The organism is Undibacterium sp. Tian12W, assembly GCF_049339405.1.
Taxonomy (GTDB): domain Bacteria; phylum Pseudomonadota; class Gammaproteobacteria; order Burkholderiales; family Burkholderiaceae_D; genus Undibacterium.
The window spans coordinates 103,017-129,317 of record NZ_JBMPPK010000007.1 but is presented as its reverse complement, the minus strand read 5'-3'; the positions used below and the strand labels follow the sequence as shown (position 1 = coordinate 129,317).

The following is a 26,301-nucleotide window of genomic DNA, read 5'->3' as shown; positions in this document are numbered from 1 at the left end:
CACCATGATCAAATTCACAGACCTGCTGGCGAAGAAATCCCAGCATACAGAAACCGGCCTCGATGACGCCAGCCTGCCAGCCTACTTTGCGGCCACACCACAATGGACACAAGATGGCCCACGCATCGTCAGGACTTTCCAGTTCAAGAATTATTATGAAACCCTGTCCTTCATCAATGCGATTGCCTACGTGATCCATGCAGAAGACCATCACCCTGAACTGGTGGTGACTTATAACCGTTGCGTCATCAAGTTTGATACGCACACTGTAAATGATGGCAAAGGTGGCATTTCAGAAAATGACTTTATCTGTGCTGCCAAGATAGACGCGATTTTTCAGCAGAGTTTTTCCTGATGGCGCGTCCACAAGCTTTAGTCATTGCTGCCCATGGCCGCCACTATCTGGTACAGGCAGAGATTGACGGGGTGCAAATCAAGCTCCATTGCGTCACCCGTGGCAAGAAAAGCGATGTCTCGGTTGGCGACATTGTTGAATACGCCCTGACATCCAAAAACCAGGGCGTGATAGAAGCCATCACCACGCGCAAGACTTTGCTGTATCGCTCTGACCAGTACAAATCCAAGATGCTGGCAGCCAACCTGACGCAATTGCTGATCGTTGTTGCGACTGAACCCAGCTTTACCGATGACCTGGTATCACGCGCCCTGGTGGCGGCGGAATCGTCGGGCATCAAACCGCACCTGATCCTGAACAAGGTCGATGTCACTGCCTCCCTGCCCAAGGCAAGAGAGCGCGTTGGCCTGTATGCCAAGCTCGGCTATCCGGTACATGAAGTATCGGTCAGAACAGATCCCGAAGGTACGCGCCAGCTCATGCATAATCTGATGCAGGGGCAAAGCACTATCCTGATCGGCCAGTCTGGCATGGGTAAATCTTCACTGATCAATTTGCTGATCCCCGATGCAGAAATCGCGACCCGCGAAATCTCGGCAGCGCTGGACACCGGCAAACACACGACCACATTCACCCGCCTGTATCACATGGATGAGAACTCCTATGTGATCGACTCCCCAGGCTTTCAGGAATTTGGTTTGCACCACCTCAGTGAAGGCATGCTGGAACGCGCCTTCCCAGAGTTTTTGCCACATCTGGGCAAGTGTAAATTCTATAATTGCCACCACCACACCGAACCTGGCTGCGCAATTCTGGCGGCAGTCAAGGATGGCGAAATCTCGACCATGCGGCATGACATGTTTGAACAACTGGTGCATGAATCTAAGCAGACTGTAGGATACTGAAACGCATGAATTTACTACGCGCGAGCCTCCTGGCATCACTACTTTTTTTGCAAGCGGGCTATTCCCTTGCACAAACTGCTGACGCTAAAACAGACGAGAAGGATCCATGCAAGCAGATCTATTGTCGTACACCGAACGTCCGGCTTCAGTTGAATAATCAAGAGATATTTGAAAGTGCAATTGAAACACCGCTACCCGTACTGATCAATAATAAATTGATTTCTGTATACCCTGGTGAGACCGTGTTTATAGAAGCGAGTGTCGAGAACGGGGCAATCAAACTGGAGCAAGCGGTCGCTGCCAACACGCACCCGGAGCGCACTCTGGTTTTGAAATTCGAACAAATGGATAAAAAGAAGGACATGTTCCTCGAAGTGGAAAATCCATTCCCTGAGAATATTAAATTCAAGATGGGATATATGCTGACAGACTCCAGCAAAATATACGCCACTTCCAGTTGCCCGGTAGGTGGCAAACTGAAACTCTTTGAACACTGGCCCTATCCCATCTATCAATTATTGCTTACGCAGGCAAAGGTACTGGGCCCGTCTGACAAGAAAGTATGCAATTAAGCCAGGCTGACGAGCAGTGCGACAAGAAACAGGAGACATTCGAATGCAAGACATGGGTTCAACAGATCAGTGGCCACCACCTGGCTGCCCTGATTTATGCTGGCCAGAACTGCTGACGCCTGAAGACAGGTCAGTCTGGTATCGCGCCGTCATCACCGCCTATGCTGCATTATGGGAAGGGCATGTCAGCCAGGCAGTTTTTGCCCCAGTCAGCGAGACAGAGGTACTTGAACTGGAACAGCGCTTATCCTGTCAATTGCCAGTTGCATTGAAAGCTTACCACCTTGAATTGGGCGCTCTGTCACTGGCAGAAAAATTATGCAGCGTCAGCTCAGTTGGCGATACTCCTATCCAGCCTTTGCTGGAAGCGTATCCAAGCATCGTTGATATGCTCAAGTACGAAGATGAGCAAGTGCTGGAGCTGTTTGAAGACATGGTAGTCTTTGGTGACTACCTGGGTAACGGCAATATGTTTTGCTTTCTCCGTGACAGCGGCGAAGTCTTTTATTTTGACCATGATGATGGCAGCATGCTTAATCCCTTCTTCACTTCAGTGGAAGAATATCTGGATGCACTGATGATACGCTGCCTGGCAGAAATACATGAGAATGAAGACGCAGGCCTTGACCTGCTGGCCCAGCGCCACGGCACCGGGCTTGTGAGGAAATGGCTGTATTAATTACAGCCCATTCTCATCAGGAAGCGTGCTTATCTGAATCAGGATAGAGGTTGCGATTTTGGTGTTCAGCCAACCAACCTTGACATAAGAATGGAACAATACTGCTCGCCTTGCCACGCATGAACCTGAAGCCATAAGGCAGCTTGTCCATTGCCAGTGCAACCAGTATTTTCTCTGCCCTGCCCCTCGCGGCCCTGACCAATGAAGCTGCGGGAAAAACAGTCAATGAGGTGCCGACCACGAGAACTTTGGCAGCGGTTGCGATATGCCTTCTGGATTCTTCGAGATATTCAACATCTTCACCGAACCAGACTATATCAGGGCGAAGTTGGGTACCATCTTCACAGAGTTGCCCCAATTGTATGGGCGCAGCATCAATACGGTAACGCCTGCGCGCTTCAGAAGTGCCGCGTGCATGATTCAATTGTCCGTGCACATGAATGACGTTTGAAGAGCCGGCCCTCTGATGAAGATCATCTACATTCTGGGTGATCACAACAACTTCATAGGCCGATTCAAGTTCAGCAAGAGCAAGATGGGCGACATTGGGTTGTGCCTCGGCTGCCTGCAACCTGCGTTCATTATAAAATTCCAGCACGACTTCGGGATGGGCTTGCCAGCCGCTGGGACTGGCCACGGCTTCCCAGGAATAGTTATGCCACAGGCCATTTGCATCACGAAAAGTGGGAATTCCGCTCTCGGCGCTGATGCCTGAACCTGACAAGACAACTATTTTATTTGTTTGTATTTCGGCTTTCATAAGCAATGTTGGCGCACTGAAGGAATTTTTCCGTGAAAATTCAACGCCACGGCATCAAGTGAAAGTTCAGCATATCATATGTCGAAAAAATGCCGCCCGAGGTAGCTCAGGCACCAACACTAAATTCATAAGTTTCGAGAACTCGCCAGGGATCATTGCCGCTTTGTTCTATCAGACAAATGCTGGGGAAAACAAGCTGCAAGGGTGTCGGCAGGTTAGCCGCAACGTCAAGAGAATTGCCGGGAGCCTTGGGGTTTCTGGGGTGGGCCAGAGTCATGTGTGGATGCTGCGCCCTGATGTCTTTTGAATCCAGCACAAATTCACGCAGATGAAGAAATGCATCCGCCCCTGCTACGCAATGCATGATCAGGCCGTGCTCGTAGAATATTTCTGCAGCAGCGAAACTCAGGGATATGGCAGGCTGGCGCAAGTTTTGCAGCCGGCTCCTTATCGCGGGTAAATCCCACAGTTCATCTTCGCGGCATAAAGTTATATGTGCCGGGATAAGACTGCTCTGCACAGGATCGACTACCCGCCGCACTTGTTCCAACTCTATGGCGGCTTGTACAGGTACAAACATGCTCAACTGCTGACGTGAATGTAGCATGGCAGAAATCCCAAGCAAATCAGGATTATGTCTTAAAAGTCTCCAGCCATTTTTTTTCTGATGCAGTCAGTGTTTTTTGCAGCATGCGCTCCGGCACTTCCCAGACTACGACTTTAGGTGGTTGGGTTTTGAATTCTTTACTGTTCAGGTACGCGTAAGCTGCGCCGTCAAAATCCCCGCCATCCTTGGCCAGGTTGGCAACCGGGGCGCCGAGATGCTGGCTCAGGAAAGGGACAAAATTCGCTGCGCGGCTAAAGGATGTGCCAACCAGGGCCACGGTCGGCAAGCCTGCATCGCCAAACAAATCATCACTGGCGACTGCTACGGGTGCGACCTTGCTGACCTGGGTGACTTCTGTCGCTGGGCGCATCCATGCTGGCAAGCCTTCAAGATTGGAGACGCGCATGAGGTCGCCAGAACGTTCGGTCGTATTGCTTTGTATGGCTTTGGGGTCAGGCGCATTTGCTGGCTTATCGACGAGCTTCAAAGATTGCAGGCGGTCTGCCAGGGTCGTCGCTGCAAGGTTGGCACCGCGCTCATTCCAGTGCGAATCACTGCGGTAGTAACGCTCGCCTGTCATGGCTGACAAAGCTGGTGCAAAGTTCAGCACTTCGACCTTGTTACTTGCGAGGGTGCTGACCCAGTCATTCAAACGGTTGGCAAATGCTGTGGGACGATGCAAACCGCACAGATGATCTTCTTCTATGCGGGTTTTGTCGGGCACGACAGCAACCACCAGTTTGATGCCGCGCATTTGCAGGTCAGCGGCAGTCTGGGTAATGATCCTGGCCCTGGCTGCTGCATTCTCTGCTGCATGCGCATAAGGGGTCAGCTCATCTGACAAAAACAACCAGCCATCGCAGCCACGGCGCACAGAAGCGCCGGTGTCACCGGCGATAGTCCAAGTGACGCCACGTTCAATTTTTGCAAATGGTTTGCTTAACAGGAAGTGCTCATTCAGTTGGGTTGAAAACTGCCGCGTTGCTTCGCCATCGAGCAGACGGTGTATTTTACCTATGCCCTCCCATTTTTCTTCTGGCACATCGCGCAGGGATGTCTGGGTAACGGCAAAACCACCAAGCATGATGACGCCAAAGGCAGCAACAGGGATAAAGCGTGTCCAGCCAGCTTTTTTGGGATCAAAACTAAAACACTCACTCATGATGATCTCCTAAAACTGGAAATACAGGAAGGGAATCGCTTTTTGCCCAGCTAGAACCACGACAGCATAAGCAAAAGTCAGCACTGGCCAGGTCATGCTCCAGCCCGCAAAACCGAGGCCGCCCTGCTTGCCAATTTTGGTGGCAGGATATATGACACAGACCAGACCAAGCACAAAGGTCACGATGATACTGGGACGCAGCGCCTGGGCGATCGCGTCACCCATGGCAACACCGTGCATACCAAACTGGCCTGCCCAGATATCAGTGGCAGTAGCAAAACTCTCAGAACGGAAAATTGTCCATGCCAGCATGACAACCAGCAAGGTCAGAGTGCGCGACAAATAATTGGGCATGGATAAACCACGCTGGGTAAATGCGCGGTCACAGCACAGGGCGGTGCCCTGGATGATGCCCCAGATCAGGTAATTCCAGTTTTCGCCGCCATGCCACAAACCACCTATGGCCATCGTCAGCAAAAGATTGATGTAGGTACGAGTTGGACCACCACGGTTACCACCCAGGCTAATATAAAGATAATCACGCAACCATGACGACAAGGTCATGTGCCAGCGACGCCAGAAATCCTGTATCGATACCGCCAGATAGGGATTATTGAAATTTTCCTGGAAATCGAAACCCAGCATCAGGCCCAGGCCTATCGCCATGGCGCTGTAGCCGGCAAAATCAAAATACAGTTGCAGGGTGTAGGCCGCACAAGCAGTCCAGGCATCGATCAAACTGGGATTATGCAAGCCAAAGCCAAGGGTCACGATGGGTGACAAGGTGTCGGCAATCAGGACCTTCATCGAAAAGCCGACCATGAAGCGGCGCACACCGGCAGCAAACTTGTCTATCGAAAAAACACGTTCACGCAATTCGGTGTCGATAACCTTGTAGCGCACAATCGGGCCGGCGATCAGATGCGGGAACATCGCCATATAGGCGCTGAAAGAAATGATGCTGTATTGTGCATCCACCGTTTTGCGGCGCACATCAACGATATAAGAAATCGCATGCAAGACCGTGAAGGACAAGCCTATCGGCAGCATCAGGTTTTCCCACGGTATGGTGGGCATGTCACGGCCAGTCAAAATGGTATTGAGTGAATACACCAGCATATTGGTGTATTTGTACCAGACCAGCGACGACAGGTTGAGGACGATGGCAATCACCATCAAGCGGGTTTTGCGTTGTTCGCTCTGGCTCTTGTCTATCAGTATTGCTGCACCCCAGGCGAGTACCGTCAAAGCGATAATCAGCAACAGGAATTTTGGTGTCCACCAGGCATAGAACAGCCAGCTACCGACCAATAAAGTGTGATTACGAAAACGCTGGGGCGTGACGAGATAAAGTGCAAAGAACAGGGGTAGAAAGAGAGTCAGAAACTCCAGGGACGCAAATACCATGGCCAGAACCCGTAATCAGATCAGGACGTACTGTCGCGTACAAAGAAAGTCTGGCGTGCTTTTTTGCCAGGCATGACAACCACGCTATAACGCTCACCTGGTTGCAACTGCCCAAGGTCTATGGTTTTACCCACGTCCTTGGCATCACAGATCGCCTGAGTTTTCAGGCTGATGGGATTGACCAGGCGACGCTGCAGGCTGGCTGGTTTCACTGCTTCCAGTATGGCGGTATTTTTTTCTGCCACATTCAAACCAGCGGCATTACAAGTGCTGTCCAGATTGAGCAAGGCAACCGAGGCTTTGCTGGCATTAAAATCTGTCGGCGTATCTTTGACTACCACCGTTGCTATGCCGGTGCCATTGCTGACGATGGCAATGGTGACAAATTCACCTGGCTTGGCAACGACTTCGACAGAAGTCTTGGCGCTACCGACCTGCACATTGGCTGCCAGCTTGGCACCCGCCTTAACGGGATAAAAACGGGAAACCCTGGCGTCACCCTGGGCAGCCAGAGCCACTTTGGCTGCGCCATTGACCACATTCGCTTTATCTTCGCTTGCATTGAGAAACCTGACAAAGGATGAATCCTGAGCAGGCCCGGTTTCATACAAAGGATTGTCAGCATGCGCTGCCAGAGTCAAGGCTGAAGTCAGGCAAGCAAAGATAAGCTTTTTCATGTGGGTCAGAGTCCGTATTTATTTTTAATGATTTTTTATTTATTTTTTGATGGTTTGCAAAACTGCAGGAGAAGAAATGGCATTGCCAATTGCAGTACCCCAGGCTTTGTAACCAGCCAGATCAAAATGCTGGCCATCAGACGATGCCCATTCGCCCGGCTTGGACATGGTCAGGGAATCGATGTAAGTACAAGGGGCGACGATCTCGGACAAATAACCGGACATTTCTTTGGCGCGGGCAAAAGTCTTGTTGAACTTGCCGCCTTCAGTACCCCAGGCCGGGCCTACCCAGACGCAACCTACTGCATTGTTTTTAACGCCTTTGGTCAGGCGAGACACCTGTTGCCAGATCCATGTCTTTGGCAATTCAGGCGCGGCATAAGATGCCATGGTGTCGCCATTGACGACAACCACCAGATTAGGTTTGTAGGTTTTGACCAGTTCATTGAAGGGGCGGGTCATCGCGTCTTGCCCGGTTTTCACTTCTACCGGACCATCCTTGATACGGGTAGCACCACCGCAAGGTGACTGGCTTTTCACCATCCAGTCACCAGCGGCAACACCGCAGGCACCGAAGGAATACACTACGGCACCCTTGCTCATCAAGTCATCGTGCAAAGTGGTGATCAGGTAATCCGGGGTGGACATATGGCTATCGCCAATGATCAGGACGGTCAGTCCGGCTAACAGAGCGCTCATAGTTTGTATTCTTTACAAAATCATTTAAAAAATATTCGCTGTTGAGTCCTTCATCATTTCTGGAAGAATTTATCAGGCGAACTTCATCTGCAAGATGTTTCATTTATTAACACTTGATTGCATTTGCTTACAATTCCCTCGGAATTTCGCGCAACCGCGGCGCTAATCACCAAATATTTATGCAAATACAGCAATGAAATCTAGTTTAAACAAACCAATATGAAATTCCAGCTAGTTGACGAAAGTTCACAAATGCAATTTTCCTTGCGGCAACATCTCAAAAACACTCTTGTTGCTATGCTCATTCCTTCTATCTGCCTAAAACCATCATTTGATGCTAAGCTTTGGGAGAAGGCAGTAACAAGAAGTGCAATATCTTCTTTTATGGGCAAACCCAAGTAAAAAGGGTCAAATTTGCCTGCTCCCAGAATTTAATATGGGAAGCCTCGATTAATCCCTTATAATTAAGCAGTTATGACAAGCGGCGGCAAGCTTAACTTGCTGCCCGTTTTATTTATGGCTATCAAACATTTCCTGCAGTTTTCCGATTTCAGCCTGTCCGAGTTTGAATACGTGATGCAGCGTGCCCGCATCATCAAACAGCGCTTCAAGGCTTATCAGACCTATCACCCTTTGTTGGACAGAACCCTGGTCATGGTGTTCGAGAAAAACTCGACTCGTACCCGCCTGTCCTTTGAAGCGGGCATGCATCAGTTAGGTGGTGCAGCCATTTACCTGAATACCCGCGACAGCCAGTTGGGCCGCGGCGAGCCGGTAGAAGATGCAGGCCAGGTCATGTCACGCATGTGTGACATCATCATGATCCGCACTTTTGAGCAAGAAATGATAGAACGCTTTGCGGCGAATTCGCGCGTACCTGTCATCAATGGTTTGACGAATCAACATCACCCCTGCCAGGTACTGGCCGATGTGTTTACCTATATTGAGCACCGTGGCTCCATCACCGGCAAAAAGGTGGCCTGGATAGGTGATGCCAATAATATGCTGTACTCCTGGCTGCAGGCAGCCCAGGTATTCAACTTCCACCTGCATATCTCTACGCCAAAAGGCTACGACATCGATATGGCGCAGGTGACGGCAGACCCGTCGCAATACACGGTATTTGACAGCCCGTCCGAAGCTTGTGCCGGTGTCGATCTCGTCAATACCGATGTCTGGACCAGCATGGGTTATGAAGATGAAAACCAGGCGCGACTGAAAGCCTTTGATGGCTGGATAGTCGATGAAGCAAAAATGGCCCGCGCCCATCCCGATGCCCTGTTCATGCACTGCCTGCCCGCGCACCGTGGTGAAGAAGTGTCTGCCGGTGTGATTGACGGCCCGCAATCAGTAGTCTGGGACGAAGCCGAAAACCGCCTGCACGTGCAAAAAGCCTTGCTGGAATATTTGGTGGTGGGCGAGATTCGCTGATCTTGTTACGACCACGGTAATTTTTTGGAAAAGACCTCTCAACACAGAGGCACAGATGAAAAACCGGAGAAAATCTTGTTACGGCTCATCTAATATGGGTCAAAGAATTTGCGACTTGGACAAGGCCTTTATCCAACTCCAGATTGTACAAGACTGGTATCTGTGATTTTGTTGGGCTGATAAAGTGTAGCCCAACCTACAAGAGATTTGAGTTGGACAATTTTGCTGACCTCTCTCTTTTTAAGTATTTATATAGCTGCAAATTAATTTAAAGAGCAAGCAGACTCATACTGACCAAGAATCGACCTGGATTTTCTCCAAGTTTTTCCTCTGTGTCTCTGTGTCTCTGTGGTGATCTTTTCGGTCTTAAGCCTTAAGTTTTAATTTTTTCGAAAGCACATCATGAGCGATACTAAAAAAGTCGTCCTCGCCTATTCTGGCGGTCTGGATACCTCTGTCATTTTGAAATGGCTGCAAGATAATTATCAGTGCGAAATCGTCACTTTCACTGCCGATCTGGGCCAGGGTGAAGAGCTGGAACCAGCGCGCGCCAAAGCCATCAAGTTTGGTATCAAGCCTGAAAATATTTTTATCGATGATGTGCGTGAAGAATTCGTGCGCGACTTCGTCTTCCCTATGTTCCGTGCCAATACCGTGTATGAAGGTGAATACCTGCTGGGTACGTCCATCGCCCGCCCACTGATCGCCAAACGCCTCATCGAAATCGCTAAAGAAACTGGTGCAGACACCATTTCCCATGGCGCGACTGGCAAAGGTAATGACCAGGTACGTTTCGAGCTCGGTGCCTATGCGTTGATGCCAGGTATCAAGATCATTGCTCCATGGCGTGAATGGGATTTGCTGTCCCGTGAAAAACTGATGAAATATGCTGAAGATGCAGGCATAGAAATCGACCAGAAACATAAAAACGGTGGCGCGCCCTACTCCATGGATGCCAACCTGTTGCATATCAGTTTTGAAGGCCGTCACCTGGAAAACCCAAGTGCTGAGGCTGAAGAATCCATGTGGCGCTGGACTGTCAGCCCAGAAGCGGCACCAGACCAGCCAGAATACCTGGATGTAGAATTTGAGCGCGGTGACATCGTTGCCCTGAATGGCGTACGCATGTCGCCAGCGACGGTGCTGACAGAATTGAACCGCCTCGGTGGCAAGCACGGCATAGGCCGTCTGGACCTGGTGGAAAACCGTTATGTTGGTATGAAATCCCGTGGCTGTTATGAAACGCCGGGCGGCACCATCATGCTGCGCGCCCACCGTGCAATAGAATCCATCACCCTGGACCGTGAAGTCGCCCATCTGAAAGATGACCTGATGCCACGTTACGCCAGCCTGATTTATAACGGCTACTGGTGGGCACCAGAGCGCGTCGCGCTGCAAACCCTGATTGATCATACCCAACACACAGTCAATGGCTGGGTACGCCTGAAGCTATACAAGGGCAATGTCATCACGGTATCGCGTGATTCCAAAACCGATTCGTTGTTCGACATGAACATCGCTACTTTTGATGAAGATGGCGGCGCCTACAACCAGGCAGACGCTGGCGGCTTTATCAAACTGAATGCATTGCGCATGCGTATTGCAGCCAATGCCCGCGCAAAACGCGGTCAGTAACGCAATCAATAAAACCTGAATCTTTAAACTATTCCCGACCCGCCCATTCATTTGCGCGGGTCTTTTTTTGGAGTTTTACCGCATGTCCACTCAATTTGATCAAGTCAGTGTCGTTAAAAAAGCCAATCTCTACTTCGATGGCAAATGCGTCTCCCACACCGTTCTGTTTGCCGATGGCAGCAAAAAAACCATAGGCGTGATCTTCCCATCCAGCCTGGTATTCAATACAGCTGCAGCCGAGATCATGGAAGTAAATGCAGGCAAATGCCGTATACGTTTGCAGGGTGAAACGGAATGGAATACCTATGAAGCTGGCCAGCAATTCAACGTCCCGGCCAATTCACGTTTTGAAATCGAGACTATTGATACTCTCGATTATGTCTGTCATTTTATCTGAGCAGTCTAATTCAGCAAAAAGTAAGCAGAAAGCCGACGATGGCAATCCCGTCGGCTGACGCCAGGCTTGCACTTGCAAGACAATCAGCGCCTTGCACTAATGCAGTTGCTGTAATGCTGAATCCAGAACTTCAGGTTTGAAACCGGCTATCTGGCGGTTGCCCACCAGTATCAGCGGTACCATCTCTCCTTTCAACTGCTTGAATTCCTTGCGTGCCTGCTCTGATTCATTAATATCAAATTTGACGTAAGCGATATTTTTCGCCTTCAGGTATTCCTGGGTTTTGGTGCAATACGGGCAAGTAGATGTCGCATACAGCACGACCTTGGTCTTTGCATCAGGGAAATACGCCTTGTAATCCCCTTCAATATAAGCAGGCGTCAGCCAGCGCGGGACATTAGCCGCTGCCAGCCCTACGGCCAGCCCAGCGACAAGGATCAAAGCGTATGAAGCGATTGATTTCAGTCTCTGTTTCAGCATTTTTCCACCTTCCATTGATAAGCCAAACAACGATTGCAAGCCAGGCCTTGATGAACTGCAACCTTGATGAACTGCAATCAAGTTCTATGACCTGAGTCACAACCAGCAGTTGTGAACAATATTCTGGCCAGGCAAATATTGTCAATATAAATATTTAATAAGTATATTCAATAAATAAATATTGACCTATTGACATTGTTAACCTAGCATCAACGCGTCGAGATTACTCTCGACACAACGACATTTGACTTTCACACAACCCCAGGAGTCAGTAATGAGCAAAATGAAAAAAGCATTGTTTACATTTTTTGTCGGCGTTGGTATCGCTTTCGGTTTCGCAGGCAGCGCATCTGCCCTTATCCCCTGTGAAACTTGTGTAGCCTGGTATGAAGAATGCCAGAATGGCAACCAGGATTCTTGCAACCTGTTCTACACACCACGCTATCGTTGCGCTGGCTGCATAGGCTAACATTAGCCTAGCTCGTCAGCCTGATTGACGAGATGTAACAGCCTGGTGTGGGCAGCAATGCCACCACAGGCTGTTCTGCAAGAGTACTGGCTTCTTCCCGACCGACCTCCCGGTTATTCAAACCTGACGATCAATACGCCGAATGGTCGCGACTGGCACTATCCTAAGTATTATTTAAAAATCTTCCCAATACGGCTGCTCACCAAAACACGCCTTCAGATGGGCGATAAACAACTGCGCCTTGGCTGTATGAGAACGCCCGGGCATGCGCACTGCATGTATGCCTGTCTGGGCAGCTTTGGCTGGCATGGGTAAGTCGGGGAACAAGAGTTCCAGCCTGCCTGCGCGCAGCATATCGCACACCATCCAGCTGGCAAGATGCGCAATACCCATACCTGCCACGGCGGCAGCGAGCAGTGCTTCGGTATCATCACTTTTGAAATTGCCTTTGACAGGCAAGGCCATCTCATTCCTGGCACCCGCAAAACTCCACCAGCCATATGGCAAGGGTGACGATGCGATATTGAGGCAATTGTGTTGAAGTAATTGCTCGGGAGAGGCTGGCCGCCCATGCGCAGCCAGATAAGCCGGGCTGGCACAAGCCAGCCGGTTAATCGGTGCCAGCCGGGTGGCAACCAGGTCACTATCAGGCAGCACACCTATTCGTATCGCTACATCCACCCTGCGCGTGAGCAAATCAACGAAATCATCACTGAGATGTAAATCTATCTGCATCAAAGGATAGCGTTCAAGAAAACTGGCCAGTGCAGGCACTACGTGCATGCGGCCAAACGCTGCCGGCGCTGTCACGGTCAACAAACCTCGCGGATCAGCATGCAGGTCAGCCAGCACATGCCTGGCCTCCTCCATTTCAGCAACGATGGTACGGGCACGCGGCAAGAACTGATTACCGGCATCAGTCAAAGTAATGGAACGCGAACTGCGGGCAAACAGCCTGACACCCAGATCGGCCTCCAGCGCATCAAGCTTGCGGGTAATGGAAGAGACCGCCAGATCATGGCTGCGCGCAACAGCACTGAAACTGCCTTCAGTAGCAACCGCGATAAAGGTTTTGATTTCATCCAGCATGATGATGCTACTTTCTGGCCAAGCCTGACCTATCTTTGCTTAATTCGCAAAATACTTATTTTATCCGTCTTGATCTTACCGAAATACGCAATCGACCACAATGGCATTGCTATTTAAGCCCAAGTATAAGAAGAACTTATCAGGACAAAGTCAGTGCTTTATCTCATTTGAAGCAGATGCAGAATTAAGGTGAGATGCAGGCAATAACTATGAGCCTGACGAAGATATCTGCATGAAGCATGTTCAGCAAAAAATATCGCTATAACAATTGACATTGTGAAACTTACACAACTAATATGCAGTTTGTTTTTTTGCAATGGAAATGCATGCAAAGCCAGCATGTTTCTCAGCACAGGCAATACGGTAGGCTGTTACTCACAAAGGTCAGATGGAATGAAACTATCTTTATTAATGATAATAATACTAAGCGCTTCGTCCTGTATCGAGGCGCAGGCCCAGATTAATATAGAAGGAAGAAAGGCCCGCCCACGCGCAGAGTGTGAGCGCTTATGTAATGAAGGATCTATTGATTTCGCACATAACCGGAAAGGTCTAGATAAAATCCGGGCGGAAATTGAAAAAGAAAAAGATCCTGCAAAACTCAAAGATCTACGCAAAAAAGAAGAAAACGAACTGGAACGTGTCAAAGACAAAGTTGAAAAATCCTGCACATATATTTGCGAGGGCAATCCTGACTAAATCTGAGGTCTAATTAGTATTTGAATAAATTCATAATCACACTCTTCTATGGCAGGAGCGAAGCCTGCGATGAAGTCGTTTGTCAAAAATAAAATGAGATTAAATCGAATGAAAAGATTTTTATTGCTGGCATTGATATTAAGCGCATTGTCTGGCATGAACGCTCAGGCGCAGTTTAACCATCAAGGCAAGAGGGTGAGTACACGTGCTGAATGTGAATATAGATGTAATGCAAAAACCATTGAGCTTCCGAATTTCAGAACAAATCTCGACAAAATCCTTGCCGCGATAAAAAAAGAATCAGACCCTGAAAAGTTAAGTGAATTACGTCAAGAAGAGAAAAAAGAGCTGGAGCGGGTAAAAGAAAAAATAGAAAACGTTTGCCAGAATATTTGCATCAACAATCCAGAATAAGCCATAAGACTCAATTAGCATTTTTTTTTGATAACTTCATAATTGCCTGGTTGCCTGGCACAAACTAAGCCTAACGATACTGCCCTTTGCAAAGAGATATCTGACCGAATGAAAATATTTTTATTGCTGACGTTGATGCTAAGCGCATTGCCTTGTATTGAAGCTCAGGCACAGTTTAGCCCCGAAGGCAGGAAAGCGCGTCCCCGTGCAGAGTGCGAACGTGTATGTAATGAAGTATCCCCTGATTTCGCAGTCAATCGAAAAGGGCTCGACATCATTCGTGCAGAAATTGAAAAAGAAAAAGAGCCAGCAAAGCTAAAAGAGCTACGCAAAAAAGAGGAAGATGAACTGGAGCGCGTCAGAATTAAGGCAGAAAAAGACTGCACAAAAATATGCTCGCGCAATCCAGAATAAACCTCGAGGTTTTACTGTCGGTAATTGATCATTAATTGTAATGCCCTCTTGCGAAGATTAGACTTCTGAAAAATTGTATGTATATCCGCATCACCGCAATGTCCGGCTTGCTGCTCGCCAGCAGCGCAGTCTGGTCACAACAAAATACTCCTGCTGTTCCACCTGCCAATGTGGAAGCTCAAAAAGTGCAACAGGTAGAGATCAACGGCGCGCAAACAGATATAGAGGCAAACCGCGAACTGGCAGCAGGCAAGCTCATCATAGGTCGCCAAAAAATTACCGATAGCGGCTTGCAAAACGTGAGTGAATTGCTCAAACGCGAGCCGGCCATCACCATAGGTAAAGATGGCCGTTTGAGCTTGCTGGGCTTGCCCGGTTACACTCAGATTCTCGTCGATGGTTACCTGCCATAGGTAAAAACCCGCTGGACCTTGATCTCAGTGAAGTGGAGCAGATAGAGATTATTAAAACTACCACCGCCGAGACCGGCCCGTTTGGGATTGCGGGGACTATCAATGTCATCCTGCGTAAACACGTACGCAAAAACCAGCAACAACTTAATCTGGAAGTCAAAAGCATGGGTGGCGAGCATGGTGGCTCTGCCAATTGGCTACTGAACCAGTTTAGCCAGGACAGCCCGATTAGTCTGATGGCCAGTGTATTTCTACAAAAAAACCAGTCTCCTGGCAATGCGCAAGACACGCAAATATTGATAGCTCGATCACAGCTATTACCTCAATTTACTGCTAGTCGTCACAACCTGAATGAAAATGAGGCAGGAGCTTTGAGCGGAGAAATTGCCTATAAAACTGAAAATGGCAGTTTGAGTTTCAAGCCCTCTACCGGGCAAATCAATTCCAATAAACTCAATGAAGAGCAACGTCGTTGGGCAATTGGGCAATCGTTGCAGTTGACCCAAATTTCTTCCGCCTCACTGCGCAGCTACCGGCTTCCCTTGAACTGGCAGTACGAGAGTGAGGAGTTGGGTAACATCGATGCAAATCTTGTCTGGAATGATGGCCAGATACGATATAATTCCAACACCCTTCTGAATGACCAGGATAATGCCGCAAGCAGTGGCTTACGACGTCAGGAATGGCGCGACAATAACTGGAACTTGCTATTAGCCATCAACCATCAAAAACGCCTCAATGGTGGTCACAGATTAAAAACCGGCTTGCAAGTCAGCCGTGATCAGCATGACACCAGCACCAGTTATTTGCTCAATGGTGCCATCGACACCAGCCTGCTTGTCTTGGGAAACAAAACCAGCATACGGGAAGATAAATGGCGGGCATTCATCCAGGATGACTGGCGTATAGATAAAAACCTGGCCATGAATGCGGGCTTATCAACTGAAGAACAGCGCTTTGATCTGACCGAAGACAATCTCACAAGCCAGTCACGTTTTCGCGTGTGGTCGCCCTCTTTACATGTGACAAAAAAACTGGAAAGTGATCAAAGACGTCAGTTGCGGGCATCGCTGGCGCGCAGCTTCAAGGCACCAGAAAGCAATCAATTGATGCTGCAGCCCTCAGTCAATTCGCTGGCTCCCTGTACCAATATGACTGGCTGCGGCGCTAATACCATTGATACTGCGGACAGTAGCGGTAATCCCGGTTTACAGCCGGAACGTGCATTGGCGCTGAATCTGGCTTATGAACATGGCTTGAGCCGGGATAGCCAGATCAGCCTGGAATTTTATGCGCGCCAGATAGAGCGCAAAATCGGCAAGGAAATTGTATTGGCGCCGGTGCCCTGGGCCAATGTGCCGCGTTATGTACAGCGCCCTGCCAACCTGGGTAGCGCCAGCGTGCAGGGTTTTAATCTGGACTGGCGTGTGGCTGTACGCGATCTCTGGCCAACTTCCCCAAAACTGGATGTGCGCGGCAACCTCGGTTGGGCACACTCGGTACTCAGCGATGTTCCGGGGCCAGATAACCGACTGGAAGGACAGTTGCCCTGGCGTGCAAAACTGGGCCTGACTTATGCCATGAGTGACATGCCTGTCAAAATTGATGTCGATGCCAACTGGCTGCCTGGCGACTGGCTGCGCAATAACCTGACGCAGCGTACTTATGAGTCGCACCGCACGACATTGACGGCGAATGCCATCTGGACGGTCAACCCGCAATGCCGCCTGGTGCTGAACCTCGACAATTTGCTGGCACCTGATACCCAGACAGTAAGGGAATATTTCAATACCAGCAGCACAGTACAAACCGGCACGCAAAAAACCAACTATGCACGTATAGGATTGCGGATGGAGTTCAAACTATAAAAACATTGATGAATTAAGTAACTTCAAATAGCCGCGCTCAATATCCCTTATTGCTCTTACTGTCCTTATTGCACTTCTGGCATCCTACCAACGCTGCGGCTTTTTATTTATCCGGTATGCAGCCAGCATGGCTGCATGGCTGTATTCACGAACGCAATACCATCACCCCATCATTTGATGCCAGCTTGAAAGTTTCGACGAGAGCGGCGAGATGTGCTGCCTGATCCTGCAATGAGCCAGCTGCAGCAGCAGCCTGTTCAACGAGGGCCGCATTTTGCTGGGTTGTTTCATCAATCTGGCCAATGGCGATATTGATCTGGTCTATGCCAGTTGTCTGGTCACTACTTGCGGCAGTTATTTCGCTCATGATGTCGGTGACATTCCTTATGCTGCTGACGACTGTTTCCATGGTTATACCAGCTTCATCGACAAGACGCGAACCAGTCGCTACCTGCTCAACGGAATCATTGATCAGTATTTTGATTTCTTTGGCGGCCGCAGCCGAACGCTGGGCCAGCGTGCGCACCTCGCTGGCAACCACGGCAAAACCACGGCCCTGTTCACCTGCCCGGGCAGCTTCCACCGCTGCATTCAGTGCCAGGATATTGGTCTGAAAAGCGATGCCATCAATCACGCCTATGATATCAACAATCTTTTTGGATGAAGCGTTGATGGTGCCCATGGTCGCCACCACCTCGGCCACGACGGCACCGCTTTTGACAGCGATTTCTGAGGCGGATATCGCCATCTTGTTTGCTTGTCGTGCATTGTCCGCATTGTGCCTGACGTTGTTGGTCAATTCTTCCATCGACGATGCAGTTTCTTCCAGTGAGCTGGCCTGCTCTTCCGTGCGCGACGATAAATGCATATTACCCGTCGCAATTTCGCTGGATGCGGTGTTGATGGTTTCAGTACCACTACGCACCTGCCTGACAATATCAAGCAGGTTGTCATTCATGTTTTTCAAGGCGCGCAATAACTGCCCAGTCTCATTGTTTGACTTGATTTCTATCTGGCTGGTCAGGTCACCGCTGGCAACCGTCTGCGCCAGGCTGACAGCCGCAGCCATAGGTACGGTGACCGCGCGGGCACTTATCCAGGCAATGATGGCACCTATCACTATCGCCAGCAGGGTCGTGGCAATCATCCAGCGCATTGACGACTGGAATGATTCTGCCGCCATTTGTTCATCCTGCTTGTTCTTGCTGTCCTGCAGGTTGATGAATTCTTGCAAGGTGTCTTGCCACACGGTATTTACGGGAATAACCTTGGTCATCAGATAAGCAACGCCTTCTTCCTTATTGGCTTTGACCATTTCCAGAAACTTGTCATTGGCTGCCCTGCCCGCTGCCTGTTCTTCCTTGATTCTGGTGACAAAGGCTTTGCCAGTTTCGTCAAGCGGCAATTTCTCAAGCTCTGCAAAAGCAGCATTGTATTTGAGGCGTGCCTCGTCAATTTTTTTATGCTGGATGGCTGCCTGGGATTCATCAGTCAGCAAGGCGATGGTGCGGGTGACGCGTGACACTATGTGCACCGATTTCGACATTTCTTCCAGCAGGTCGATCTTGTGCACATTCACGCTGACGACATGATGCAAAGCATTATTCGTGACAACCATGCCACGTATGCCCAGCAATGCCACACCGACCAGCAATAATAATACTGCGCCATAGCCTATACCAAGCTGCAGGCCAATTTTAAGGTTAGCGATTTTCATTCTGGAATCCCTTGCTTTTTGATGTTTGATAGCAAATCTAAACATATGGCATAAGCGAACCGGGACTAAGCGCATCTCCATCAGCCTAGTCATTTCAAAGTCGCAACATACCGCTTGACAAAGTTGAATAGTGACATGCAGCAATAATTTACTTTGCAAATTATTGAAAAAATAGCTCAGGGGAAAATCTTCTGGACACAATTGCTAACTATCTGCTTGCAATACAGATAAAAATCGCCACTAATCAGCATAACAAAGTGTAATTGGCATGCTCCCTCCCAAACTTCGCATTAAGCAATTTTATAAATCAGGGTAGTCAGGGCGTTCATACCAGGCGCCTGTGGTTGCGGTTACGATTGCGGGCTTTATTATTTAGTGGCGGCTTGTTTTTGCGCTACCTGGTAAGCCTCTATCTGAGGCAGGATGGCGCTGCGGCGTGCTAGGCTGTCGGGCGACCAGATTTGTTGTCTGTCGTAGTATTCCTCGACTACAGGTATATCTCCTGACAGATGGAGCCAGGTTTGTTTTGTCGCGGTAAAGATATGTATATCCGGTGGTAAGGACCCAGCCTGATCGAGCGTACCAACACGCACAAAGCGCAATAGCGGGCCGGCGCCTGCATAATTGCTCCAGATCGCAATGTGGCAATGTGGACAGCGCGCAATTTTCTGGCCTTTGCCGCTGGCTGATGGCGTTTCCACGAGTTCAGGTTCTGCACCGGTGTGAATGACACGGTCAGCCTCTATCATGGCATTGAGCGCAAAGGCGGCGCCGCTCTCACGCTGGCACCAGGTGCAATGGCAGCAATGCACAATTAGTGGTGCGGCAGTCATGCGGTAGCGTATATGACCGCAATCGCATCCACCTTCAAGCGGAAATACTGTGGGCAAGCTATTCATGATCACCTCCTTTCAGCGCATTTAATGACCCGCTCTTGCAACTGACCGGGCAGCATCAGGGTTTATAAATGAAATCCCAGTCGGCCCAGGCCAAGTATGCCTATCACACCAACGGCGATCAGATACAGGGCGACGATAAGGCTCACCAGTTTGGGTTTGATCAGGATGCAGATGCCAGCGACAAGGGCGAGAACGGGCATGAGGGACAAATGAATATTCATGAATAACTTCTTCGTTAGGGAGGCTGCTACTTTACCAGTGCAATTGCCAAAGTAAAATACTCTGCACAAAATTTGCGGGCAGAACTTTTGTTTCTCCCCACAGCGATGTATTGCAGATATTTCTATTTCTGATAGAAGAACGCAACCCGGATGATAAGCCAAGGTGCGCTGGCTAAAAACATATTATCTTTTGCATAAGATGCCATAATGCTGATATCGTACGAACTTGCAATTTGATCTACAACTAATCCATGGGGGCATGAAATGGCAATCAATACTCAGGTATCTGGCATTGATGTTTCGCACTATCAGGGTACAGTCAACTGGAATGCCGTCAAAAACGCGGGTATCGGCTTTGCCTTTGCCAAGGCTACGGATGGCAATACCTATACCGACCCGCAGTTCAAGACCAATTGGTCTGGCATCAAGACAGCGGGTATATTGCGCGGCGCTTATCATTTTTATGAGAGCACTGACGACCCTGTCACGCAGGCGAATAATTTCATCAAGGCGGTAGGCAGTATTGCCATTGGCGACTTGCCCCCGGTAGTCGATATTGAAATCAATAAAGGTGGTTTTGGTAATGCGACCCTGGCGGCTAACCTGCAAATCTGGCTCAACACGGTAGAGCAGGCACTGGGCCGCACGCCGATGATTTATACCGGGCCATCGTTCTGGAACCAGAATATGAACAACAGCTTTTCCAGGTATGCATTGTGGATTGCGCAATATGGTGCGACACAGCCAACAATTCCCACTGGCTGGAGCAGTTGGACCTTCTGGCAAAATTCTGAAGCTGGTAGAGTGGCTGGCGTCACCGGTAGTGTAGATACCGACGTCTTTGCAGGTTCGATGGCCGACTTGCTGGCTTTTGCAGCGAAAAAATAAGATCGTTCACCGAACTGATGCAATTGATTGAGCCAGATTCACATTAATCTGGCTCAATGAAGATCAATCAACATCAATCACCTTCAATCCAGCTCCTTCCACGCCCCTCTTGTCGTACTTTCGCTCCGCCAATTCAAATAGCAAGTAAATAACATTTTAATTTCCTTGTGGCAATTTTTAAAAATTGTGAATCCAGTCTGCACCCGTCTGCGTATATTCCCAAGCAGCAACAGGGCTGCGTATTTGAAGACGAAGAGAACATCATGACAAATTTGTATATTTCCATTCTGGCTGGCTGGCGCTGTCCAATTTATTGCAACACATGCCGTGCCGCGCTGACTGCAACTGAACTGGCATATCAATGATGGCGGCTCTTTTCAACGCCAGGATTTTTTCCGTCCAGCAGAAAAAATCAGAGCTGGATAATAGTTTTAGAAAACTGCTCGTATGCCTGCTGCCATTAGGCGTCGCACTGATAGCTTCTGATGCCACGGCAACAAAAGCAGATGAGATACAGGCTGGCAAAATCATCTATGAATCACGCTGCCTGGGTTGCCATACTGTGGAAGCCAACAATATCGGCCCAAGACACGCCAACGTATTTGGCCGCAAGGCTGGCAGCATTGCAGATTTTGAGTATTCACCAGCCTTGCGTAATGCCAGGATAGTTTGGAATGAAAAAACCCTGGACCGCTGGCTGCAAGACCCTGAAGCCTATATCCCTGGACAACAAATGGATGTCAGCGTCAGTAAAGACGGTGACAGGAAAAACCTGATCGCTTACCTGAAAACCCTGACCTTGAAAAATGATAAGCACAATCGACATTAGTTGAGGGTCCAGGCGCAGATTATTAATGTGTTAGTGCCGACTTTTGATCTTCACGACTCCATCCAGCGTCTGAGCCTATTTTTAGCTCAGTTTAATTAAATTCTGAAGCAAGAGTGGCCCATTCAACTTCAGCAAGCGGCCACCCTCATCTATCCTGCCCAGTTGTATCGGCGCAAAACCAAACTGGGTAGCGAGATGGGCGATGCTGGTACTGGCTTCAGCATCATCAGCCGCAACAAACATAACACGGCGACCTTGATCGTATGCAGGGTCAGCGGCCAGCAAAGCCGCAGGTAACTGGTTAAAAGATTTGACCACGCGTGCACCAGGCAATGCTGTCGCCAGCACTTCTGTTGAGGCCATGCCCTGCAATTCTTCCGGCGCAATGCCATAGGCATTCATGGCATCGACAACGATTTTTCCATTCCAGCTGGCTAAAGCGCCAGCGACTTCGCTGTGTGCGCGGAATGGTATGGCGAAGATGATCGTGTCAGCAGCAAGTGCATCTTGCAAGCTCACGGGCTTCACTGTAGATCCCAGTTCTTTGACCAGATCTGCCAGGCTGGCAGGGCCTCGGGTATTAGCGATCGACACTTCGATACCTGCGTGTGCAAAGTGGCGAGCGAGTGCGATGCCAACTTTGCCTGCGCCAATAATAGAGTAAGTCATGTTTATTTCCTTGATCAAATTTTTTTTATCAGGTGGATTTTTGGGTTCAGGCGGCCAGTGCAGCGATCTCATTCAAGGCCTGCTTGATAGATGCCTCTTTGGCTTCCGTGCTGAATGCCAAGCCCTCGGCGCGAATAACGGTGATGTCAGTTATGCCCAGAAATGACATCAGCCCCATCAAATAACTGTCGTGATGTTCATAAGCGGCGGCGGGGCTGCCTGCCGAATACACACTGCCACGCGAGGCGGCAATGATGAGCTTTTTATTTTTGGATAACAGGCCTTCAGGACCATTCGCACCATAGCGAAAAGTCTTTCCAGCAATAGCAACCCGGTCTATCCAGGCCTTGAGTTGAGTAGGGATAGAAAAGTTATACATGGGCGCGCCTATCACTACAATATCTGCGGTGATCAACTCTTCCACATAGGCGTCGCCCTTGGCGATGTCCTTACTCAGGGAAGTATCTTCCAGCGCTGCTCCCTGGCGCACTGCTATGTGAGTACCAGACAAATGGAGTGCTGCATCTGCAGCCAGGTCATGGTAAATGACTTCAATACCCGGATGCAGGGCAATTTCGCGTGCCACGATTTCGGCAGACAATTGACGGCTGACGGAGTAAGCGCCAAGTATGCTGGAATCAAGATGCAAGAGTTTCATGACAGAACCTTTAATATAGAGAAAGTGAACTGAATGATGCTGCCAATATTTGAATCTGAAAAGATGATATATTGAGATATATACCATCTTTATTTGAGATGGATTAAAGAGATATGAGGATCAATCATGCTCGACGGCGTGTCACTGGACCAACTCCGCACCTTCATCGCAGCCGTAGATGAAGGCAGTTTTTCCGCTGCAGCGAGGAAGCTGAACCGGGTGCAGTCTGCCGTCAGCGGTTGGGTCAATAGTCTGGAAGAACAGATAGGTGTGCTACTCTTTGACCGCTCTGGCCGCTACCCAAAACTCACACCTGAAGGTGTTTTGCTATTAGCCGACGCTCGCAATATCGTAGCAGGCGTCGATACCTTGAAGGCACGTGCCAAGCTCATGGCGTCCGGGCTGGAGCCAGAGTTATCGGTGGTAGTGGATGTGTTTTTTCCTACTGCAGTGATAGCCGCTGTAGCCAAGGATTTTGCCAGGCAATTTCCTCATACTCCTTTGCGGCTGTATGTTGAGGGTTTGGGTGCTGCCTATCAGCCGGTGCTGGATGAGCGCTGTAGCATAGGCATAGTGGCAGCCCTGCCCATCGATTTTCCAAGCTTGAGCACCAAGACCTTGGGCGAAGTGTCACTGTTGATGGTGGCTTTGCACAGCCATCCATTAGCGGCAATTAACGGCACCATCCCAAAAGCTGAATTGGCAAAGCATACGCAACTGGTCATTACCGACAGGTCAGAATTAATGGCAGGCCAGGACTACGGTGTCATGTCGCCTCATACCTGGCGGCTGGCAGACCTGTCGGCCAAACATGCATTCATTCTCAATTGTGTGGGCTGGGGTGGTATGCCACTGCACATGGTAGAACACGATCTTGCGGCAGGCATCTTGCAAGTGCTGGATGTAGAAAGCATACCCCAGGGTGGCAAAAAACTGGCCATGCAGGCGGTGTATCCACAAGCCGCGCCACCCGGCCCGGCCGGACGCTGGTTTATCGACCAGGTGGACTTTTATCTACATCAGGCCTGAGCCAGACTGAGATGCAACACTCGCTTGTTTGGACATCAGTCCTTAAGCCAGGTATCCCATGCTGTATCTGGCTTTCTAATATTGCCTCCAATTAATTTTGAATCAGAGCATCCCATAAAAGCCACAATAAAATCATTTTATCGATATTTTATAAATAAAACATATATAATTAATCCGTTATTTGATTTTTTGTTTTATCTGAACGAGCATGAACAGTTTGCTCTTCAGGGTTAAGGTATTCCTCTCCAAAAGGTGTTCGCCCACAACTGGCAACGGTTGTGGGATTTTTTTATTTTCAAGGGAATTACGCTGGCTTATTTAATTGATCAGTTTGCTCAGTTACTAACTTACTTACTTGCAGGCTTGCTGTAAATCATCGCCATTTTTTCTACGTGCTCCCTCACCTTACTCACCAGCTCTGGTGGCTCCAGCACCTCGGCATCTTCACCAAAACGCAGAATTTCTGCACATGCCATCATTAAAGAACCGACTGGCATGGTCGCCCTGCACCAGCCGTCCCCGTCAAGTTCATTGGCCAACTGCATTTCAGAAAAGACATAGGGGGACAAAAAGTGCTCCCTGAATTTCACGCCTCTTGGTGACAGGCGCACGGTTGCCATATTCCTGTGCATGTCCTGCTCCAGACGCTCGGTAGATTTACGCCAGTAGGCTGCCAGATCGAAAGGCGCAGGTCTTTCAAAGCGTTCTTCAAGCACAGATAATTCCAGCATGCGTGAAATGCGGTAGGTGCGTGGTGTGTCATCCACTTGCCCGACCAGATACCAGGAACCGCTTTTCATGACGAGGCCCAAAGGCTCGACGACGCGCTCTTTGATGCCTTTCCAGCTCTGGTAACGTATCTGTAAGCACTTTTGCTCCCACACCGCATCAGCAACTTTGGGCAAGTGCGCAGGTTGTTCTGACTGACCAAACCAGGCCGGTGCATCGAGATGAAAGCGCGAACGCATTTGCTGCGCACCTTCGCGTAAAGAGGCGGGCATGGCTGACAGCAGCTTGTTTTGCGCGGCCATCATGACAGAGCCTAGCCCCATATCCGTTGCGGCACCTGCCAGCCCGCTCATGAACAGAGCCTCGGCCTCTTTGGCGGACAAGCCATTGAGCTGAGTGCGGTAGCCGTCAAGCAAGCGATAACCGCCACCTGATCCACGTTCGCTATAGATGGGGATGCCCGCCTCACTCATGGCGTCGATATCTCGATAGATAGTACGCAGATTGACTGCGCATTCATCAGCCAGTTCTGGCGCAGTGGCAAAACCACGCGCCTGCAGGATGGCAAGAATATTAATCAGACGACTGGCACGCATACGTGGGCAAAGCCTTATTTTTGTACTAATCTTAAAATAGTAGCAAATATTAACTCAACCTGACAAAAGGTGTCAGGTATGGAGGCATATTCTTACATCAACGGCCCGGCAATTCCGCCTCCGCGATAAAAAGAAAGGTCTTATCATGAGCAATGCAGACAACATCACCCTGTTCTACTCCCCACAAACACGTGCTACAGGCGCTTTGATTATGCTGGAAGAATTAGGTGCACCTTATCAACTGCATGTCTTGAACATGAAAGCTGGCGAGCAAAGGCAAAGCGCCTATCTGGCCATCAACCCCATGGGTAAAGTGCCTGCGATACAGCATCGTGGCGAGCTCATTACCGAGCAAGTGGCAGTATTCTTGTATCTGGCAGACCTGTTCCCGCAGGCAGGCCTGACACCCGCACTGGATAGCCAGTTGCGCGGTCCTTATCTGCGCTGGATGGCCTACTATGCGGCCTGCTATGAGCCTGCACTGGTAGACAAGTTTGCGCAACATCCGCCAGCAATGCCTTCGATGTGCCCTTACGGTGATTTTGACACCATGCTGGGTATCATCAAGGCGCAACTGGAAAAAGGGCCATATTTACTGGGTGAGCAATTCACGGCAGCAGATGTACTCTGGGGCAATGCTTTGCGCTGGGGTACCATGTTCAAGCTCGTGCCTGAATCTCCTGTCGTCATGAATTACATTGAACGCGTCTGCAGCCGTCCGGCGTTTGTCAAAGTCGGTGCCATTGATGCAGCCCGGGCAGCAGAACACGAGCGCATCGCCAGTGAAACTCAGTCTGAAAGCAAGGCTGCCTGAGTTACAAGCTAAGTTACAAGCTAAATTACAAGCTAAATTACAAGCTAAAAAGTAGTGTATGTCGCCCGGTTGTCTCTCCGGGCGATATACGCGCATGTGAAATTCAATCATGAAATTCAT

Annotated in this window: 31 protein-coding genes; 17 read left to right on the top strand and 14 right to left on the bottom strand. The window is 49.5% G+C overall.

From position 1 onward, the window contains the following. Positions 1-4: 4 nt before the first annotated feature. Genes ACO0LI_RS10595 through ACO0LI_RS10580 form a run of 4 tightly spaced genes read left to right on the top strand, consistent with a single transcriptional unit; the run spans position 5 to position 2,511 of the window. A complete protein-coding gene (locus ACO0LI_RS10595) occupies positions 5-355 on the top strand; it encodes a 4a-hydroxytetrahydrobiopterin dehydratase (RefSeq protein ID WP_422951234.1) in 351 nt (116 codons plus the stop codon). Next, complete coding sequence (gene rsgA / locus ACO0LI_RS10590; RefSeq protein WP_423032536.1) at positions 355-1,260, top strand: ribosome small subunit-dependent GTPase A; 906 nt, start codon at positions 355-357, stop codon at positions 1,258-1,260. The genes ACO0LI_RS10595 and rsgA overlap by 1 nt, the downstream gene beginning before the upstream one ends. A gap of 5 nt (positions 1,261-1,265) precedes the next feature. Further along, positions 1,266-1,832 (top strand): hypothetical protein, encoded by a 567-nt coding sequence (locus ACO0LI_RS10585; protein ID WP_423032535.1) that lies wholly within the window; start codon positions 1,266-1,268, stop codon positions 1,830-1,832. A 43-nt stretch (positions 1,833-1,875) separates the two neighbouring features. Then, positions 1,876-2,511 carry an SMI1/KNR4 family protein gene (locus tag ACO0LI_RS10580; protein WP_423032534.1) on the top strand — a complete coding sequence of 212 codons (636 nt, stop codon included), beginning with the start codon at positions 1,876-1,878 and terminating at the stop codon, positions 2,509-2,511. A 16-nt stretch (positions 2,512-2,527) separates the two neighbouring features. Here the strand turns inward: ACO0LI_RS10580 and ACO0LI_RS10575 are convergent, their stop codons facing one another. From ACO0LI_RS10575 to ACO0LI_RS10550, 6 genes are all read right to left on the bottom strand, one after another. Then, on the bottom strand, positions 2,528-3,271 hold the full coding sequence (locus ACO0LI_RS10575) for an SIR2 family NAD-dependent protein deacylase (RefSeq protein WP_423032533.1): 744 nt from the start codon (positions 3,269-3,271) through the stop codon (positions 2,528-2,530). Between the two features lie 106 nt (positions 3,272-3,377). Further along, positions 3,378-3,878, bottom strand: a complete 501-nt coding sequence (locus ACO0LI_RS10570; protein ID WP_423032532.1) for a 2'-5' RNA ligase family protein — start codon at positions 3,876-3,878, stop codon at positions 3,378-3,380. Positions 3,879-3,903: 25 nt separating this feature from the next. Then, positions 3,904-5,040, bottom strand: coding sequence for an alginate O-acetyltransferase AlgX-related protein (locus ACO0LI_RS10565; RefSeq protein ID WP_423032531.1), 1,137 nt, complete (start codon positions 5,038-5,040; stop codon positions 3,904-3,906). A 9-nt stretch (positions 5,041-5,049) separates the two neighbouring features. Then, positions 5,050-6,447 (bottom strand): MBOAT family O-acyltransferase, encoded by a 1,398-nt coding sequence (locus ACO0LI_RS10560; RefSeq protein ID WP_423032530.1) that lies wholly within the window; start codon positions 6,445-6,447, stop codon positions 5,050-5,052. 20 nt (positions 6,448-6,467) lie between these two features. Continuing rightward, positions 6,468-7,124: an alginate O-acetyltransferase AlgF gene (locus tag ACO0LI_RS10555; protein ID WP_423032529.1), complete on the bottom strand. Its 657-nt coding sequence runs from the start codon at positions 7,122-7,124 to the stop codon at positions 6,468-6,470. A gap of 39 nt (positions 7,125-7,163) precedes the next feature. Beyond that, on the bottom strand, positions 7,164-7,823 hold the full coding sequence (locus ACO0LI_RS10550; protein WP_162040678.1) for an SGNH/GDSL hydrolase family protein: 660 nt from the start codon (positions 7,821-7,823) through the stop codon (positions 7,164-7,166). 516 nt (positions 7,824-8,339) lie between these two features. Here ACO0LI_RS10550 and argF point away from each other — a divergent pair. The 3 genes from argF (at position 8,340) to ACO0LI_RS10535 (ending at position 11,286) form a co-directional block, all read left to right on the top strand. Then, positions 8,340-9,254, top strand: a complete 915-nt coding sequence (gene argF, locus ACO0LI_RS10545) for an ornithine carbamoyltransferase (RefSeq protein ID WP_423032528.1) — start codon at positions 8,340-8,342, stop codon at positions 9,252-9,254. A 402-nt stretch (positions 9,255-9,656) separates the two neighbouring features. After that, positions 9,657-10,889, top strand: coding sequence for an argininosuccinate synthase (locus tag ACO0LI_RS10540; RefSeq protein ID WP_110257440.1), 1,233 nt, complete (start codon positions 9,657-9,659; stop codon positions 10,887-10,889). Positions 10,890-10,971: 82 nt separating this feature from the next. Continuing rightward, on the top strand, positions 10,972-11,286 hold the full coding sequence (locus ACO0LI_RS10535; protein ID WP_423032527.1) for a pyrimidine/purine nucleoside phosphorylase: 315 nt from the start codon (positions 10,972-10,974) through the stop codon (positions 11,284-11,286). Between the two features lie 96 nt (positions 11,287-11,382). On the opposite strand, the gene ACO0LI_RS10530 is transcribed toward ACO0LI_RS10535, so the two are convergent. Beyond that, entirely contained in the window at positions 11,383-11,766 is a 384-nt protein-coding gene (locus ACO0LI_RS10530) for a glutaredoxin family protein (RefSeq protein ID WP_423032526.1), read from the bottom strand. 274 nt (positions 11,767-12,040) lie between these two features. Between ACO0LI_RS10530 and ACO0LI_RS10525 the strand changes: the two genes are divergently transcribed. Next, complete coding sequence (locus ACO0LI_RS10525) at positions 12,041-12,235, top strand: hypothetical protein (protein ID WP_423032525.1); 195 nt, start codon at positions 12,041-12,043, stop codon at positions 12,233-12,235. A gap of 174 nt (positions 12,236-12,409) precedes the next feature. Here the strand turns inward: ACO0LI_RS10525 and ACO0LI_RS10520 are convergent, their stop codons facing one another. Beyond that, positions 12,410-13,324 carry a LysR substrate-binding domain-containing protein gene (locus ACO0LI_RS10520; RefSeq protein WP_423032524.1) on the bottom strand — a complete coding sequence of 305 codons (915 nt, stop codon included), beginning with the start codon at positions 13,322-13,324 and terminating at the stop codon, positions 12,410-12,412. A 339-nt stretch (positions 13,325-13,663) separates the two neighbouring features. On the opposite strand from ACO0LI_RS10520, the gene ACO0LI_RS10515 reads away from it, so the two are divergent. From ACO0LI_RS10515 to ACO0LI_RS10495, 5 genes are all read left to right on the top strand, one after another. Then, a complete protein-coding gene (locus ACO0LI_RS10515; protein WP_423032523.1) occupies positions 13,664-14,023 on the top strand; it encodes a hypothetical protein in 360 nt (119 codons plus the stop codon). Between the two features lie 48 nt (positions 14,024-14,071). Further along, the gene (locus ACO0LI_RS10510) at positions 14,072-14,437 is read left to right on the top strand and encodes a hypothetical protein (RefSeq protein ID WP_422951249.1); all 366 of its coding nucleotides are present in this window, start codon (positions 14,072-14,074) and stop codon (positions 14,435-14,437) included. Between the two features lie 108 nt (positions 14,438-14,545). Continuing rightward, positions 14,546-14,851 carry a hypothetical protein gene (locus ACO0LI_RS10505; RefSeq protein ID WP_422951250.1) on the top strand — a complete coding sequence of 102 codons (306 nt, stop codon included), beginning with the start codon at positions 14,546-14,548 and terminating at the stop codon, positions 14,849-14,851. A 77-nt stretch (positions 14,852-14,928) separates the two neighbouring features. After that, a complete protein-coding gene (locus ACO0LI_RS10500) occupies positions 14,929-15,264 on the top strand; it encodes a hypothetical protein (protein ID WP_423032522.1) in 336 nt (111 codons plus the stop codon). A gap of 32 nt (positions 15,265-15,296) precedes the next feature. Further along, positions 15,297-17,132, top strand: coding sequence for a TonB-dependent receptor plug domain-containing protein (locus tag ACO0LI_RS10495; RefSeq protein ID WP_423032521.1), 1,836 nt, complete (start codon positions 15,297-15,299; stop codon positions 17,130-17,132). Between the two features lie 145 nt (positions 17,133-17,277). On the opposite strand, the gene ACO0LI_RS10490 is transcribed toward ACO0LI_RS10495, so the two are convergent. From ACO0LI_RS10490 to ACO0LI_RS10480, 3 genes are all read right to left on the bottom strand, one after another. Further along, entirely contained in the window at positions 17,278-18,849 is a 1,572-nt protein-coding gene (locus tag ACO0LI_RS10490) for a methyl-accepting chemotaxis protein (RefSeq protein ID WP_423032520.1), read from the bottom strand. 368 nt (positions 18,850-19,217) lie between these two features. Further along, positions 19,218-19,748, bottom strand: a complete 531-nt coding sequence (locus tag ACO0LI_RS10485; RefSeq protein ID WP_422951253.1) for a GFA family protein — start codon at positions 19,746-19,748, stop codon at positions 19,218-19,220. Positions 19,749-19,810: 62 nt separating this feature from the next. Further along, positions 19,811-19,969: a DUF3096 domain-containing protein gene (locus tag ACO0LI_RS10480; RefSeq protein WP_422951254.1), complete on the bottom strand. Its 159-nt coding sequence runs from the start codon at positions 19,967-19,969 to the stop codon at positions 19,811-19,813. 264 nt (positions 19,970-20,233) lie between these two features. On the opposite strand from ACO0LI_RS10480, the gene ACO0LI_RS10475 reads away from it, so the two are divergent. After that, positions 20,234-20,857, top strand: coding sequence for a glycoside hydrolase family 25 protein (locus ACO0LI_RS10475; RefSeq protein WP_422951255.1), 624 nt, complete (start codon positions 20,234-20,236; stop codon positions 20,855-20,857). A gap of 361 nt (positions 20,858-21,218) precedes the next feature. Next, positions 21,219-21,686: a c-type cytochrome gene (locus ACO0LI_RS10470; protein WP_422951256.1), complete on the top strand. Its 468-nt coding sequence runs from the start codon at positions 21,219-21,221 to the stop codon at positions 21,684-21,686. A gap of 81 nt (positions 21,687-21,767) precedes the next feature. On the opposite strand, the gene ACO0LI_RS10465 is transcribed toward ACO0LI_RS10470, so the two are convergent. Both ACO0LI_RS10465 and ACO0LI_RS10460 read right to left on the bottom strand, forming a co-directional pair. Further along, on the bottom strand, positions 21,768-22,427 hold the full coding sequence (locus tag ACO0LI_RS10465) for an NADPH-dependent F420 reductase (RefSeq protein WP_423032519.1): 660 nt from the start codon (positions 22,425-22,427) through the stop codon (positions 21,768-21,770). Next, positions 22,402-23,013: an FMN-dependent NADH-azoreductase gene (locus ACO0LI_RS10460; RefSeq protein WP_423032518.1), complete on the bottom strand. Its 612-nt coding sequence runs from the start codon at positions 23,011-23,013 to the stop codon at positions 22,402-22,404. The genes ACO0LI_RS10465 and ACO0LI_RS10460 overlap by 26 nt, the downstream gene beginning before the upstream one ends. A gap of 126 nt (positions 23,014-23,139) precedes the next feature. Here ACO0LI_RS10460 and ACO0LI_RS10455 point away from each other — a divergent pair, with 126 nt between their 5' ends. Continuing rightward, on the top strand, positions 23,140-24,042 hold the full coding sequence (locus ACO0LI_RS10455) for a LysR family transcriptional regulator (RefSeq protein WP_423032517.1): 903 nt from the start codon (positions 23,140-23,142) through the stop codon (positions 24,040-24,042). A 347-nt stretch (positions 24,043-24,389) separates the two neighbouring features. On the opposite strand, the gene ACO0LI_RS10450 is transcribed toward ACO0LI_RS10455, so the two are convergent. Continuing rightward, positions 24,390-25,367, bottom strand: coding sequence for a helix-turn-helix transcriptional regulator (locus ACO0LI_RS10450; RefSeq protein ID WP_423032516.1), 978 nt, complete (start codon positions 25,365-25,367; stop codon positions 24,390-24,392). 145 nt (positions 25,368-25,512) lie between these two features. Between ACO0LI_RS10450 and ACO0LI_RS10445 the strand changes: the two genes are divergently transcribed. Next, positions 25,513-26,181: a glutathione S-transferase family protein gene (locus ACO0LI_RS10445; protein WP_423032515.1), complete on the top strand. Its 669-nt coding sequence runs from the start codon at positions 25,513-25,515 to the stop codon at positions 26,179-26,181. Positions 26,182-26,301 lie beyond the last annotated feature (120 nt).